Annotated in this window: 15 protein-coding genes; 5 read left to right on the forward strand and 10 right to left on the reverse strand. The window is 64.9% G+C overall.

Going from position 1 to position 13,247, the window contains the following annotated elements; translation table 11 throughout:
* Positions 1-22: 22 nt before the first annotated feature.
* Positions 23-727: a LuxR C-terminal-related transcriptional regulator gene (locus F6X37_RS11710; protein WP_187611407.1), complete on the reverse strand. Its 705-nt coding sequence runs from the start codon at positions 725-727 to the stop codon at positions 23-25.
* A gap of 378 nt (positions 728-1,105) precedes the next feature.
* On the opposite strand from F6X37_RS11710, the gene F6X37_RS11715 reads away from it, so the two are divergent.
* The gene (locus tag F6X37_RS11715) at positions 1,106-2,212 is read left to right on the forward strand and encodes a DMT family transporter (RefSeq protein WP_222944823.1); all 1,107 of its coding nucleotides are present in this window, start codon (positions 1,106-1,108) and stop codon (positions 2,210-2,212) included.
* Here F6X37_RS11715 and F6X37_RS11720 read toward each other — a convergent pair.
* From F6X37_RS11720 to F6X37_RS11740, 5 genes are all read right to left on the reverse strand, one after another.
* Complete coding sequence (locus F6X37_RS11720; RefSeq protein ID WP_018425186.1) at positions 2,209-2,667, reverse strand: bacterioferritin; 459 nt, start codon at positions 2,665-2,667, stop codon at positions 2,209-2,211. The genes F6X37_RS11715 and F6X37_RS11720 overlap by 4 nt on opposite strands.
* Before the next feature lie 162 nt (positions 2,668-2,829).
* Entirely contained in the window at positions 2,830-4,911 is a 2,082-nt protein-coding gene (gene tkt / locus F6X37_RS11725) for a transketolase (protein ID WP_187611408.1), read from the reverse strand.
* Between the two features lie 265 nt (positions 4,912-5,176).
* A complete protein-coding gene (locus F6X37_RS11730; protein WP_184060095.1) occupies positions 5,177-5,722 on the reverse strand; it encodes a cupin in 546 nt (181 codons plus the stop codon).
* 53 nt (positions 5,723-5,775) lie between these two features.
* Positions 5,776-5,952 (reverse strand): hypothetical protein, encoded by a 177-nt coding sequence (locus F6X37_RS11735; protein ID WP_184060093.1) that lies wholly within the window; start codon positions 5,950-5,952, stop codon positions 5,776-5,778.
* A 60-nt stretch (positions 5,953-6,012) separates the two neighbouring features.
* Positions 6,013-6,339, reverse strand: a complete 327-nt coding sequence (locus tag F6X37_RS11740) for a hypothetical protein (protein WP_090810523.1) — start codon at positions 6,337-6,339, stop codon at positions 6,013-6,015.
* Between the two features lie 198 nt (positions 6,340-6,537).
* On the opposite strand from F6X37_RS11740, the gene F6X37_RS11745 reads away from it, so the two are divergent.
* Positions 6,538-6,774, forward strand: a complete 237-nt coding sequence (locus tag F6X37_RS11745; RefSeq protein ID WP_187611409.1) for a hypothetical protein — start codon at positions 6,538-6,540, stop codon at positions 6,772-6,774.
* A 47-nt stretch (positions 6,775-6,821) separates the two neighbouring features.
* Here F6X37_RS11745 and F6X37_RS11750 read toward each other — a convergent pair whose 3' ends face one another.
* Both F6X37_RS11750 and F6X37_RS11755 read right to left on the reverse strand, forming a co-directional pair.
* Entirely contained in the window at positions 6,822-7,067 is a 246-nt protein-coding gene (locus F6X37_RS11750; protein ID WP_090809892.1) for a DUF6723 family protein, read from the reverse strand.
* A 462-nt stretch (positions 7,068-7,529) separates the two neighbouring features.
* Entirely contained in the window at positions 7,530-8,207 is a 678-nt protein-coding gene (locus F6X37_RS11755) for a MarC family protein (RefSeq protein WP_018425193.1), read from the reverse strand.
* A gap of 349 nt (positions 8,208-8,556) precedes the next feature.
* Here F6X37_RS11755 and F6X37_RS11760 point away from each other — a divergent pair, with 349 nt between their 5' ends.
* The 3 genes from F6X37_RS11760 (at position 8,557) to F6X37_RS11770 (ending at position 11,057) form a co-directional block, all read left to right on the forward strand.
* Positions 8,557-8,772, forward strand: coding sequence for a DUF3311 domain-containing protein (locus F6X37_RS11760; protein ID WP_090809890.1), 216 nt, complete (start codon positions 8,557-8,559; stop codon positions 8,770-8,772).
* Positions 8,769-10,244, forward strand: coding sequence for a sodium:solute symporter (locus F6X37_RS11765; RefSeq protein WP_187611410.1), 1,476 nt, complete (start codon positions 8,769-8,771; stop codon positions 10,242-10,244). Before F6X37_RS11760 ends, F6X37_RS11765 begins: the two co-directional genes overlap by 4 nt.
* Positions 10,245-10,406: 162 nt before the next feature.
* Positions 10,407-11,057, forward strand: coding sequence for a glutathione S-transferase family protein (locus F6X37_RS11770; protein WP_187611411.1), 651 nt, complete (start codon positions 10,407-10,409; stop codon positions 11,055-11,057).
* Between the two features lie 12 nt (positions 11,058-11,069).
* On the opposite strand, the gene F6X37_RS11775 is transcribed toward F6X37_RS11770, so the two are convergent.
* Together F6X37_RS11775 and F6X37_RS11780 are read right to left on the reverse strand one after the other, a co-directional pair.
* A complete protein-coding gene (locus tag F6X37_RS11775; protein ID WP_222944824.1) occupies positions 11,070-12,266 on the reverse strand; it encodes a GGDEF domain-containing protein in 1,197 nt (398 codons plus the stop codon).
* Positions 12,223-13,002, reverse strand: a complete 780-nt coding sequence (locus F6X37_RS11780; RefSeq protein WP_187611412.1) for a hypothetical protein — start codon at positions 13,000-13,002, stop codon at positions 12,223-12,225. Before F6X37_RS11780 ends, F6X37_RS11775 begins: the two co-directional genes overlap by 44 nt.
* Between the last annotated feature and the right edge of the window lie 245 nt (positions 13,003-13,247).

A 13,247-nucleotide genomic window follows, 5' to 3' on the forward strand; every position in this document is an offset into this window, starting at 1 on the left:
AAGAGCGGTGTAGCAGAGATCTTCACGACAGTCGCGTATCTGCCGCCCCCCTTCCAAGGGTAAGCTCGGCATTGACTCGAAGTGCAGCTTCAACGCGGTTTCTGACTTGAAGTTTGTCGTAAATAACACAAGAAACCTGTCTGACATGTCCCTCGGAGACGCCAAGCTCTCTTGCGATCTGTTTACCTGAGAGGCCACGTGCAATGCAACGTGCCAAATCCCACTCTCGCGGAGAAAGCCCAAGATGATGCTGATTCCGGCTAGCTGAGGGCGCTTGTGTCGAGCAGGCAAAGCGGAGCAAGACTTCTTCCGGAATCCAGAGTTCACCTCCTAAGATCCTGCTCAGTCCAATGAACATTTTTTTGTGCGCGCCTCCTTTCAACAGGATTCCTCGAGCGGCGTAGTCACGCATGCACATTCGCAAAATTTCAACTTCATGATCGTTTCCAGGAGCAAGTCCTGTGCAGATGACCACGGGAACATTGGATGGATTTCCGGCCTGAAAATGCTCAAGTGTCGCGGCGCCACGATTCTCACCATCCAGATTAAGATCCAGGAATACCAGGTCCGGGGGCGGTGTCTTGTTGACTTCTTCAAGCGCGCTGGCAAGTGTAAAGACGGGTGTGATGTCGATTGGGGCTGCGCTCAGCTCCGACGCGTGTGTTTGGACATATTCGGAAAGAGCAACGCAAAGAATTTCGTGGTCATCGACCCATAGGATTTTCATGGTCGCTTCTCCTCTTTATACATCCGAGAAAAGCATCGATCGTGCGCTACGTTTGTGCGGAGTACTGCCTGACAGCTTAGCATATCGAACGAGGCCGCAGATCCTTGAACTGCAGAGTGTTGCGGACCCACGGTCTCTAGCGCACAGGGTGTGCCATGTTCGCGCCGTGTGCCGCGCCCCGGGCGGCACACGGCTTTGCGCGATCGAATCGGTTTGCGCGGCAGCCGCCGGCATGAAGGCGATTCGCGAGTGGTGGTGGCGCACGGACAGCCTCGCGGCGAAATGTCTGCGGCGTGCCGACAGTTCGATGCTCCGAACATGTGCGAAGTGCGTCGACGTATGCCCCTATCATTTCGTCCAGGCGGTGTTGAACGACCGATGTACCTTGGAAACTGTCCCTTCCGCTGCGGACAAGAGGTTGGAGTGGTGAGATCAGTATACGGCGCGATATTCACTGCCTTAATCGCCGCGGCGCTGTTCGGCGCCGCGACACCGTTGGCCAAGTCGCTGCTCGGCTCTGTCAGCCCCTTCATGCTCGCGGGACTGTTTTATCTCGGTAGCGGCCTGGGGCTTGGCGTCGGCATCGCGTGGCGTGCCTTTCGATCGCGCGGGCTTCAGTCCGCCGCGGACCACCGCATCACCAAAGGCGAGTTGCCTTGGCTGATCGGGGCGATAGCGATGGGTGGCGTCGCCGGCCCCGCATTGCTGATGCTGGGCCTGTCCACCACACCAGCGGCAACGAGTTCGTTATTGCTCAACCTTGAGGGTGTGTTGACCGCAGTGATTGCCTTGGTGGTCTTCCAGGAAAATGTCGACATTCAGGTTTTTCTCGGGATGGTGGCGATCGTTGCGGGCGGCGTGCTTCTGTCGTGGCATCCGGGACAGTCAGGCGTGCCGGTGGGTGCGTTACTGATCGTCGGCGCGTGTCTGTGCTGGGCAATCGACAACAACCTGACGCGCAAGGTATCGGCGAACGACGCGATGGTGATCGCGTGTCTCAAAGGGATGGTGGCCGGTCCCGTGAATCTCGGCATCGCGATCGCGGCGGGCGCTTCGCTTCCGTCAGCAGGAACCATGGCGGCAGCGATGCTGACCGGGCTTGGCGGTTACGGCATCAGCCTCGTGCTGTTCGTTGTTGCACTTCGCCATCTCGGTACGGCGCGTACAGGCGCGTACTTTTCCGTTGCGCCGCTTTTCGGTGTCATGCTTTCGCTGATCATATGGCCCGCGCTACCCAATCTGTCTTTCTGGATTGCCGCCGCTCTGATGGCGCTGGGTATCTGGCTACATGTGCGCGAGCGGCATGAGCATGAGCACAGCCATGAGTTTCTTGAACACACGCACCAGCATCGCCATGACGAGCACCATCAGCATGCGCATGAGTTTCCTTATGTCGAAGAGCCGCACACGCACCTTCACGTGCATCTGCCCATTACACATTCGCACGCGCATTTCCCCGATATCCATCATCGGCATCAGCACTAGCTGTCCTCCGACGTCGTCATTTCCCCAGGGCGGCGCAGCATCTTGTCGACTTCGCCCGCGTGCATCTCCTCGACGTGGATCATCTGACGGGCGAACTCCTCGAGTGCAACCGAGCGGTCCTCGACGAGCGCCAGCAGGTCGCGATACAACTGCAACGCAAGATTCTCGGCTTGCAACGACTCGCGGAGGATCGAAGAGATATCGAAGGTGTGCGAGTCGAGCAGAGGACCGATCGCAAGCGACGGATAGGCACCCAGAGTCGTGATCCATTCGCCGGCCTGCTGTGCGTGCAACAACGATTCATCGGCCTGCGCGCGCAACCACGACCTGATCGGAATGCGTCCGAATCCGAAAACAAGGAACGAATAGTGCGTATATCGGACGACGCCGGCCAACTCGGATTCGAGAATCCGGTTCAGCACCGCAACAACGTCTTCCTTATTGATCTCGGCCATTTGAAGTCTCCTTTCATGGCGTGGCGAGGCGTCCGGCCTCGCGACCGAGTAGGCCGGCAAGCGGCCGCAAACCGTGGCCGCACGCCTGATCGAAACGGATAGATTGCGCCGGCCCACCGCTTTTCGCATCAAGCGTTCACGACGTCGTCGAGCGCCGCACGCTCAAGTGCCCTTCCCCTTCTTCACCCGCTCGATCTGCTGCTTCGCTGCCTGATACACGACTTCCGGCGTGAAACCGAATTTCTTCTTCAGATCCGCGATCGGCGCCGACGCGCCGAACGTATGCATGACGACCTGCGCACCGAGCCGTCCTGTATACCGATCCCAGCCGAGCGACGCAGCCTGCTCGACCGCGACGCGCGCCTCGACGTCCGCGGGCAGCACCGACTCCTGATACGCGCCGTCCTCGCGCTCGAAGATGTCCCACGACGGCATCGACACGACGCGCGCCGCGATGCCCTCGCTCTTCAGCTTCTCGTACACGTCGGCGCAGATCGATAGCTCGCTGCCGGTCGCCATCAGGATCACCTCTGGCTTCTTGCCAGCGGGCGCATCGGCGAGGACATACGCACCGTGCCTGACGCCGCTCGCGGGCGCATAGCGGCTCCGGTCGAGCGTCGGCAGCGGCTGGCGCGACAAGACGATGCACGCCGGCCGATGCGGCTGCGTCAGCGCAACGCGCCAGGCCTCGGCCGCTTCGTTCGCGTCGCCGGGACGCAGTACCGTGAGGCCGGGCACGCCGCGCAGCGACGCGAGCTGCTCGATCGGCTGATGCGTCGGACCGTCTTCGCCGAGGCCGATCGAATCGTGCGTGAACACAAAGATGGCCGGCACTTCCATGATCGCGGACAGGCGGATCGGCGGCTTCATGTAGTCGCTGAAGATCAGGAACGTCGAGCCGTACGCGCGCAGATTCGATAGCGCAAGACCGTTGACCACCGCGCCCATCGCATGCTCGCGAATGCCGAAGTGCAGATTGCGGCCGCCATAGTTATTCGCCTGGAAGCTGCCGGCGCCTTCGAACTTCAGGTTGGTTTTAGTCGACGGCGACAGGTCCGCCGCGCCGCCGATCATCCACGGCACACGCGCGGCAATCGCATTGAGCACCTTGCCCGACGATTCGCGTGTCGCGATGCCCTTCGGGTCCGCGTTGAAGCTCGGGATGTCGCTGTCCCAGCCCTGCGGCAATTCGTGCGCCTCGATCTGCGCGAATTCGCGCGCGAGCTCCGCATACTGCTTTTTGTAGCTGTCGAACTTGGCCTGCCATTGTTCGCGCGCCGCCTTGCCGCGCGCGCCGATGCCCTGCGCGAAGCGCTCGTGCACGCCCTCGGGCACGTAGAAGAACTTGTCCTCGGGCCAGCCGTAGAACTTCTTGGCCAGCGCGACTTCCTCGACGCCGAGCGCTTCGCCATGCGCGGACGCGGTGTCCTGCTTGTTCGGCGCCCCCCAACCGATGATGCTGTGGACCACGATCAGCGACGGCCGGTCGGTCACGCTCTTCGCTTCGACCAGCGCCTTTTCCAGCGCGGCGGTGTCGTTCGCATCGCCGACGTGCAGCGTGTGCCAGTTGTAGCCGTGAAAGCGGCTTGCCACATCGTCGCTATACGCGAGGTCCGTATGGCCTTCGATGGTCACGCGGTTGCTGTCGTAAATCCAGATCAGGTTCGACAGCTTCAGATGCCCCGCGAGCGAGGCCGCTTCGTGCGAGATGCCTTCCATCATGTCGCCGTCGCCGCAAATCGCGTACACGCGGTAGTCGAACAGCGGCGCGTCCGCACGATTGAAGTGGCTCTCGTACCAGCGCGCGGCCATCGCCATGCCGACGCTATTGCCGAGCCCTTGCCCAAGCGGTCCCGTGGTGGTCTCGACGCCGGTCGTCATCCGGTACTCGGGGTGGCCCGGCGTATTGCTGTCGATCTGGCGGAAATGCTCGATGTCGTCGAGCGACACGGCCGGCGCGCCGGTCAGCTTGCCGTGTTCGTCGACGGCTTTCACGTTGGCCAGATGCAGCAGCGAATACAGCAGCATCGACGCATGCCCGGCCGACAGCACGAAGCGGTCGCGATTCGGCCACAGCGGCTCGTCAGGGTCGTAACGCAGATGGTGTTGCCACAGGTGATAGGCGACCGGCGCGAGCGCCATCGGCGTGCCGGGGTGGCCGGAATTGGCTTTCTGCACGGCGTCCATCGACAGCGTGCGGATCGTGTTGATGCACAACTGATCGAGGGCGGAATCGTTTTGCATGGGACGCTCCTTGTTCGGCAATTCGCAAGACGGCCGACGCGCGCCGCGGAGCGCGCGGACGGATCGGCGCATCGTGTCGACATGGAATCGCGCGCGTCCGGGCATGTCAATAAGGACGCGAAGCCGCACGTGGAACCGCCCACGTGCCAGCGTCAGCGCCGAAAGCGCGCGGGAAAATCGCGGCAAAGCCCACAGATGATGCGCCTAACCGCGCGACTCTGCACATCACGCTGCGGCAGGTCGGTTGCTTCGCGAACGACGAAGTTCAGGCCGACTGCAGCCAAAACTCGATGACGGGACCATGCTTGCCGTCGATCGGATCGAGCGGCGGAAACGGCAACGCCAGCATCTCGGTGAGTTCCTGCGGCGTCAGCGCTTCGCGGCGAATGTCCCATTGCTGCCCCAACGGATAGCCCGCTACCACCTGAAAATGCCGCTCGAACGATTGCAGACAATGGCCGGTGCCGGCCGGCAGCAGCAGCACGTCGCCCGCGTGCAGCGTCACCACGCGTCCGCCCGGCCCGCCGACGATCACCTCGGCGCTCGCGTCTGTCACGCCGAGCACCTCGTGCGCGGTCGCGTGAAAGTGATGGAAGTCGAAGATGCTGTTGCGCCACTGCGCGGGCCATGCATTGCGCTCGAAGAGGATTTCGAACGCGGCGGGCAGATTGCCGCTGCCGGGCGACAGCGCGCGCCGGTACAGCACGACCGGCAGCTTGCTGTTGTTCGGCACCCAGTCGTGCGGCTCCAGCATGAACGCTTCGTATTCGGTCTGCGCGGCGTCGAAGCCGTGCCTGGACTCGTTGAACATGGTTGCTCCTGGCTTGTGATGCGGTTGCCGCGAACCTGCGGACGAGCAGCCGGCTAGCCTCCGCCGATGCCCTGCAGCACCTTGCCCGTGCCGCCGCACACCGCGCAGCGAGCGCCCTCGACCTTGCCCGTGCCGTGGCAGGCGCCGCACAGGTCTTCGCCAGCGCCCGGCGTGTTGGGCGGCGCTTCGTCGCCGGGGTTCATCGATTGGGTTGGAGTGTCCGGTTGCATGCGCTTTCTCCGGTTGGGTGTTGACGGATTGGATGCACGGCTGGCACGCAACGCGCCGCGTCATTGCTCGCCCGGCTGCTTGTGATGCGACTCGCGCCCGCCGCCCCCCGGCGGCTCCGCGTGCTCGCCGGTGCCGAGCGGCACTTCGGCGCCCTGGCGCGGCCGCTCGCTCGACCGTGGCGGATTGGTCGCTTTGTCCACGCCGGTCTGCACGACCGGTTCGATGCCGAGCGGACTCGGCTCGACGTAGTGCGTGCCGCTCGGCTTGTTGCGGGCTTTGACTTCGTCGGACAGCGTGGGCGCGGCGCGGTTATCTGGCCTCGCGGACTGCTCGCCGCCCGGCGTCGCGCTCTGCTGCGGGGTGTCGGTCGATTGGGGATCTTGCATCGCGCCCTCCTCGTTTGTTCTGCCGTCGATTCGCGTCGTTACGCGCCATCTCGAACGGGCACCTGGTTCATGCAGCAACATTCGAGCCTTGCCGGAGAAGTCCGCGCGCAGCGCAACAGGCACGGCCATTGCGATCTCGAAGGCAGTAGCGCGGCACGTTCGCTTTGTAAAAAAGGCGCGCCCCCGAAGGAGAACCACATGAGCATCACGACAATTCGCGTATCCGATACCGAGGTGCAGGTCGAGCGCACGCTGTGCACGTTCGCGCAAAAGAGCGACGCCGATGCGTTCCAGAACTGCCTCGTCGACGGTTCGGTCGACACCTGCTATCGCGATCATCCGCCGCTGTCGGCGCGCCCTACCCTGCCCGACGAACATCCGGGCGATCCCGCGCGCGGCAGCACGATTTCGCCGTCGCTCGGCGGTATGCCCTGATGGCTCTGCGCCTCTCACGCACGCACTGCCGAACCGGCTGCGCCCGCTCAGCCTTCGGGCGCGGCACGATCGGCCGCGACGAGCTTGCGGCCGTACGCAATCGCGGCGCGGCGCGCTTCGTCGGCGGTCGCATAGGGGCCGATCTGCGGTGCGCCCTCGAACGGGAACAGAATCCGCCGGTCCGCTTTCCTCACAACCTTGAGTCCACCTATGTATCGGCCGTCGCCTGTTCCGTGATAGCTGGCGAAAATCTCGAAGTCGTCGTCGGCAACGTCGGCCTTGTGTCGCGCCATATGCGCTCCTCGTCCTGTGCTTTGCATGGGCGATGTCCAATGTGAGCCGGGCGCGCGCGGTCATCGCGATGCGGCGCGCGTGCCGGGTTCCAGCAATTGGCGTTCCACGCGAACGACATCCGTCGGCATGCGGCACGAGCATTGCGCGTCTGAACGAAGACTATGGGGAGAGGACTGATGGAGTTACCTGATAAGAGCCGGCAAGCGCCCGGTGCAATCGGCACATTCGACCTGAACGCGCCAACCCACGCGCAAATTTCGATGCAGCCGTTGCCGCTGCCGCTGCATCCGCATGCGCCGATGCCGCCCGAAGTCGACCCCGACATCGCGCCGAACACGCCGCCGCCGAAGATCGACCCCGATCCGATCCCGGACGATCCGGTCGACGTTCCGCACGAACCACCCGAAGGCGATCCACCTGCGGCGCCGCCGCCACAGCGTGCATGGCGCCGGCATGCGGCGCTAGCCCGCCGGCGGGCGCATCGTCGCGATCGGAATCAGGAATTCGGACACGCCGGTCAGAATGATCTGCACGCCGATGCATAGCAGCAGGAACGCCGACACCCGCAACGCGACCTTGGTGCCCTCGACGCCGAGATAGCGCGCGAGGATCGTCGCGCGGCTGTAGATCAGATACACGCAGACGGCCACCGCGAACGTGATGGCGACCGACGCGATGCCCGACATCACGAACGCCGACAGCTTGTGCGTGCGATTCGCCGACAGCGCGATCGCGGTCGCGATCGAGCCGGGCCCGGTGGTCAGCGGCACGGTCAGAGGAAAGAACGCGCGCGATTTCGCGGTTTCGGCGTCGACGCGCTTGACTTCCGTCTGCTCGACCGCCGGCGTGTCCGGCGCATTGAGCATTTGCCAGCCGCCCACGGCAAGCGCGAGCCCGCCGCCGATGCGCAGCGCCTCCATCGAGATACCAAAGAAGTGCAGGATCGGCGTGCCGATGAAGAATGCCACCAGCAGCACAACGGCGGCGTTGATCGCGATCTTGCGGGCGAGTAGGGTGCGCTCGTCGAGGGTCAACGACGCGGTCCGGTCCAGAAACACAAACGCGCCGCTGAACGGATTGATGATGCTGATTAAGCCGATAAAGCCAAACATGATGTCCGAGATCAGACTTTCAACCATGTGGGTGTCCGTGTGCCTGCTTGTCTGCGTGTGCTCGCGCGGGTTCGCGCCTGGGCGCGCCGCCGGTCATGAACCCGGCCGGAATCGCGCGGTCCGGAAAATGCTGCAATGCTCGCAGATCATATCGCGGCGCGCCAGTCGGCCTGCAGAAAAGCCGCGCGACACCTTGCGCGCCACGGCGCGTCCCGCTTTGCACTGCAGCAATCCGGGCTGGAAAGATGCAATTGCAGCGGTCGAAACTCCGACATTTATTTTGACCTGCTTTACGGGACCGAAGTATCCGGCATACAGTCCTCAGCGAAGCCGGAATTTCAACGACACATACCTACTGGTTCGAGGAGTTGTCCACATGCTGCTTCGTGTACTTGCCGCGTTGCCGTTCGTCGGCATCCTGGTCGGCGTTTCGTTTGTCAATCGCGTCGAGCCGCTCGTGCTCGGCATGCCGTTCGTGCTGGCCTGGATCGTCATGTGGGTGGTGTTGAGCGCGATCATCATGGCGATCATCTACAACCTCGATCCGTCCAACCGACACGTCGCCGCCGATGGCGAGGAGGTTCGCCCATGAGCGCACTCGTCATCATCGCCGCCGTTACGCTATTCGCGCTGTTCCTCGGCGTGCGCGCAAGGCGCGGCCACGACATGAGCCTCGAGCAGTGGACCGTGGGCGGCCGCAGCTTCGGCACCGCGTTCGTGTTCCTGCTGATGGCCGGCGAAATCTATACGACCTTCACGTTCCTCGGCGGCAGCGGCTTCGCGTACGGTAAGGGGGCGCCGGTCTACTACATCCTCGCGTACGGCACGCTCGCGTACATCCTGTCGTACTGGATGCTGCCGCCGATCTGGCGCTACGCGAAGACGCACCGCCTGGTCTCGCAGCCGCACTTCTTGAGGCGCAAATACGAGAGCCCGGCGCTCGGCACGCTGGTCGCGCTGGTCGGCGTGGCCGCGCTGATCCCGTACCTGGTGCTGCAATTGAAGGGCCTCGGCATCATCGTCGCGACCGCGTCGTACGGTGCGATCTCGTCGACGGCGGCGATCTGGATCGGCGCGATCGTCGTGACCTCTTACGTGATCGTGTCGGGCGTGCGCGGCTCCGCCTGGAACTCGGTGGCCAAGGATCTGCTGATTCTCGCGATCGTGCTGTTCCTCGGCATCTATCTGCCGCTGCATTACTACGGCGGCTTCGGCGCGATGTTCCGCACGATCGACGCCGCCCGTCCCGGCTTCCTGACCTTCCCGGCGCGCGGTTCGAGCGTCGTGTGGTTCCAGTCGACGGTGCTGCTGACCGCGCTCGGCTTCTTCATGTGGCCGCACACGTTCGGTTCGATCTTCACGGCGAAGGACGAGCGAATCTTCCGCCGCAATGCCGCGATTCTGCCGCTCTATCAGCTGATCCTGCTGTTCGTGTTCTTCGTCGGCTTCGCGGCGACGCTGCGCGTGCCGGGCCTGAAGGGCGCCGACATCGACCTGTCGTTGTTCCGCCTGTCGCTGCAGACGTTCGATCCGTGGTTCGTCGGCGTGATCGGCGCGGCCGGTATCCTGACCGCGCTGGTGCCGGGCTCGATGATCCTGACCTCGGCGTCGACGCTGCTCGCCAACGACGTGTATCGCGGCATGGTGAACCGCAACGCGTCGGATGCGTCGGTCGCGGTGATCGCGCGCTTCCTCGTACCGGTCGTGGCGCTGGTCGCGGTCGCCTTCACGCTGAACGGCGGCGAAACCATCGTCGCGCTGCTGCTGATGGGCTACAGCTTCGTCACGCAATTGTTCCCGGCCGTGCTCTGCAGCCTGTTCCCGCACAACCGCGCGACGAGGCAAGGCGCGTTCTGCGGCATCGTCGCGGGTGTCGCGGTGGTCACACTGACCACGACGCTGCACTGGAGCGTCGGTCAACTGATGCCGTTCCTGCCCGATGCGCTGAAGGACGTCAACATCGGCTTCCTTGCGCTCGCGGTCAATGTGATCGTGTTCGTGATCGTCAGCGCGGTGACGCAGCCGAGCGCAGCCGAGCAGGAGAAGCACGCGTCGGCGCATTGAAAGACCTGGCCGCGGGCATGATTCGAGGCTTGCTGTTTCGAGCGCCCGCATTTGCGTACGCTGGCGCCTGACGCATCTGAAGGGGCTGTTCGTTTCGGCGACAGCCCCTTATGCTTTCTGTTCACGGCTCGACCGCGCTCTCGACGATCCACGGAGCCCCGAATGTCCTACGTTCTCTACTACTCGCCCGGCGCGGCCAGCATGCCCGTGCACTGGATGCTGCTCGAAATGGGCGTGCCGTTCGAAGCGCGCCTCGTCGATATCGACGCGGGCCAGCAGCACGATCCCGAGTATCTGCGTCTGAATCCGGCCGGGCGCGTGCCCACGCTGGTCGTCGATGGCGTGCCGCGGCATGAATCGGCCGCGCTGCTGATGCTGCTCGCCGAGCGCCACGCCGAGGCCGACCTCGCGCCCGCGCCGGGCTCGGCCGCACGCGCGCAATGGCTCGAATGGATGATCTACCTCGCGAATACGCTGCTACCCGCGATGCGCGACTGGTTCTACGCCGGCAGCGACGGCGACCCCGCGGGCGCCGAGGCGGTGCGCGCGCTCGCGCAACGCCGCATCGAAGAAGCGTGTGCGCGGCTGGACAGGCATTTCGCCGACGGCCACGCATACCTCGCGGGCGGCAAGCTCAGCACCGCCGATCTGCTCGCGCTCGTGCTGATGCGCTGGACCCGCAACATGCCCCACCCCGCGACGGTGGGCTGGCCGCATCTCGCGAGCTATATCCGCAGGCTGCGCGCACGGCCGGCGTTCATCGAACTCAACGAGCGCGAAAAGCTGACGGAGTGGCGCAACGAAGGCCAGTGACGTTCAGACGGTTCACAACGTCGCTTCCCTGCCCGTCTGCGCCGCGAACGCGAAGCCGTTCTTGCCGTCGCGCTTGACCTGATACATCGCGGCATCGGCGGCGGCGACCAGACGGCGGTGATCGTCGACGTCGTCGGGATAACTCGCAATGCCCACGCTCGCGCGCACGCCGCCGATTCCCAACTGTTGGTCGGTGTCGACCACGCAGGCCATCAGCCGGCGCGCGATCTCGGCCAGCTCGTCATCGCCCGCAAAGGTGCGCACCAGCACCGCGAACTCGTCGCCGCCGATGCGCGCGACCAGATCGCCTTTGCGCACCGACGCGCGAAACCGGGCGGATACCGCGGCGAGGAATTCGTCGCCGGTGCGATGCCCGAACGAATCGTTGACCTGCTTGAAGCCATCGAGGTCGATATACAGCACCGCGAGGCGCTGCTCGTGGACCGCGGTCCGCGCGGTCCTTGCGGCGGCGTCGAGCGCGGCCAGCAGCTTGCGGCGGTTCGACAGGCCCGTCAGCGAATCGTGCAGCGACGCCAGCTCGAACTCGTGCGACTGCCCCGCGAGCTGGCGGGTGCGCTTCGCGTACATGCCGAGCGCCGTGATCAGCATGCAGAACAGCAGCGCGGCGAGCGCGATCAGCGTGCGCGCGACGTGCGCGACGCGCAGCCGCACGTCGGCGCTCGACGCGTCGCGTTGCGCGCGCCAGTAGGCCGACACGCTGCCGAGCGCCACCGCGACGGCTTCGGGCGTCGCCTGTGTCGGTGACATCGACGGAATGGGCGGCGCCGGCGACGGACTCGCGTTGACGAGCGCCGCGAGCGCCGCGAAACGCCGCGCGAGTTCGGCGCGCGCCGCGTCATAGGCCGGCACGAACGACGCGTCGTGACTCGCCGGGGTGTCGGCCATACGCTGCCACGCGGCCAACTGTTCGCGCGCGCTGTCGACGCGCCCGGCGGCTTCGAGCACGAGGCCCGCGTACTCCTGCTTCAACTGATCGGAAAACACCGTGCGGATCTGCATCGCCACATACAGCAGGCCGAACAGCAGACACAACAGCGCGGCCACGCCGACGCTCGCGGGCCCCGGCCGGAAGCGCCACACCGGCACGCGCGCGCGTGCGGCGCCGCGCAGCCCTGCTCGCCCCGCTGGCCCGACGACCGCGTGCTCAGGGATGGGAGTAGGTATCTTGTTGCCGTCGGCCGTTGTCATGTTGACGATAGCTCACGCGTCGAAAGAACTGTCCGATCCGCGCAAACAGACCGCCCTTGTGCTGCGACGACGCGCGCCGCTCCTGCTGTGCGAGCCGTGCTTCTTTCGCGTCGTGACCGGCCGCAGGCTTCGCGGTGGAATGGGCGGCATTGGCGACGTGCCGCGTGTAGCCCGGCGGTGGCGTGGGAACAACGGGGGCTGTGGGTGGGTTGGCCGACATATCCGCCGACATATCCTCCGAGGTATCGACCGGCGTATCGGCCAGCGTGGCGGTGAGATTCGGGTCAGGCGTACTCGGGCGGATCTGCCCGGACCACACGGCCGGGTTGGTGTCCTCGAAGCCGCCGTTCGCGCCGGCCGCTGCGAGCGCGACCTCTGGCGCGGCGGGCTGCCTGGCTGACGGCATGGCAAACGGCATGGCAAACGGCGCGGCGGCCTCCTCCGGCGCGTGCGCGACGGCCACCGTCGGCACCCGGGCCGATGCCGATGAGCCGAGCGCCTGGCGCGCGCCCGCAATGGCATCCGCGTACGTCTGCTGATCCTGGTTGAACCAGACGCCGTAGGCGACGGTGCCCATCACACCGAAGGTCAGCGCGCCGGCCGCCGCGAGGCACAGGGCGAGGCGGCCGAAGCGCGGGGGCGGCACGCCCGATTCGTCAGGGCCGTCGGGTTCGAAGGAGGACCGGCCGTCCGTTGTGGAATGACGCAAGTCGATATCGTCGGGATCGGTAGCCATCGCAATACGCTCCGGGTATGCCACTTCTTGCAGACAAGCTGGCGCGCTGACGAGCCGGCGCGTAAACCGAGCTCGCAGGCTGCCGCTGCACGCAATGCTCAATGAATGTAATCCTGTCGCGAACGGCCGACAACATAGCAGCGTTGCGTTTCCGCCTCGCTCCGGCGGTGCTTCAAACGGCCCCCCCAGATGCCGTGTGAGTTGGCAAAAAAGCGTGCAAAGCCGGTAAAAACTCCAACCCGGCA

It is taken from the genome of Paraburkholderia sp. 31.1 (assembly GCF_014397645.1).
Classification (GTDB): Bacteria; Pseudomonadota; Gammaproteobacteria; order Burkholderiales; family Burkholderiaceae; genus Paraburkholderia; species Paraburkholderia tuberum.

What these genes read in the sequence shown, in the direction of transcription:
- F6X37_RS11710 (WP_187611407.1), bottom strand. Translation starts at nt 727, where the DNA reads ATGAAAATCCTATGGGTCGATGACCACGAAATTCTTTGCGTTGCTCTT.
- F6X37_RS11715 (WP_222944823.1), top strand. Translation starts at nt 1,106, where the DNA reads ATGTACCTTGGAAACTGTCCCTTCCGCTGCGGACAAGAGGTTGGAGTG.
- F6X37_RS11720 (WP_018425186.1), bottom strand. Translation starts at nt 2,667, where the DNA reads ATGGCCGAGATCAATAAGGAAGACGTTGTTGCGGTGCTGAACCGGATT.
- tkt (WP_187611408.1), bottom strand. Translation starts at nt 4,911, where the DNA reads ATGCAAAACGATTCCGCCCTCGATCAGTTGTGCATCAACACGATCCGC.
- F6X37_RS11730 (WP_184060095.1), bottom strand. Translation starts at nt 5,722, where the DNA reads ATGTTCAACGAGTCCAGGCACGGCTTCGACGCCGCGCAGACCGAATAC.
- F6X37_RS11735 (WP_184060093.1), bottom strand. Translation starts at nt 5,952, where the DNA reads ATGCAACCGGACACTCCAACCCAATCGATGAACCCCGGCGACGAAGCG.
- F6X37_RS11740 (WP_090810523.1), bottom strand. Translation starts at nt 6,339, where the DNA reads ATGCAAGATCCCCAATCGACCGACACCCCGCAGCAGAGCGCGACGCCG.
- F6X37_RS11745 (WP_187611409.1), top strand. Translation starts at nt 6,538, where the DNA reads ATGAGCATCACGACAATTCGCGTATCCGATACCGAGGTGCAGGTCGAG.
- F6X37_RS11750 (WP_090809892.1), bottom strand. Translation starts at nt 7,067, where the DNA reads ATGGCGCGACACAAGGCCGACGTTGCCGACGACGACTTCGAGATTTTC.
- F6X37_RS11755 (WP_018425193.1), bottom strand. Translation starts at nt 8,207, where the DNA reads ATGGTTGAAAGTCTGATCTCGGACATCATGTTTGGCTTTATCGGCTTA.
- F6X37_RS11760 (WP_090809890.1), top strand. Translation starts at nt 8,557, where the DNA reads ATGCTGCTTCGTGTACTTGCCGCGTTGCCGTTCGTCGGCATCCTGGTC.
- F6X37_RS11765 (WP_187611410.1), top strand. Translation starts at nt 8,769, where the DNA reads ATGAGCGCACTCGTCATCATCGCCGCCGTTACGCTATTCGCGCTGTTC.
- F6X37_RS11770 (WP_187611411.1), top strand. Translation starts at nt 10,407, where the DNA reads ATGTCCTACGTTCTCTACTACTCGCCCGGCGCGGCCAGCATGCCCGTG.
- F6X37_RS11775 (WP_222944824.1), bottom strand. Translation starts at nt 12,266, where the DNA reads ATGACAACGGCCGACGGCAACAAGATACCTACTCCCATCCCTGAGCAC.
- F6X37_RS11780 (WP_187611412.1), bottom strand. Translation starts at nt 13,002, where the DNA reads ATGGCTACCGATCCCGACGATATCGACTTGCGTCATTCCACAACGGAC.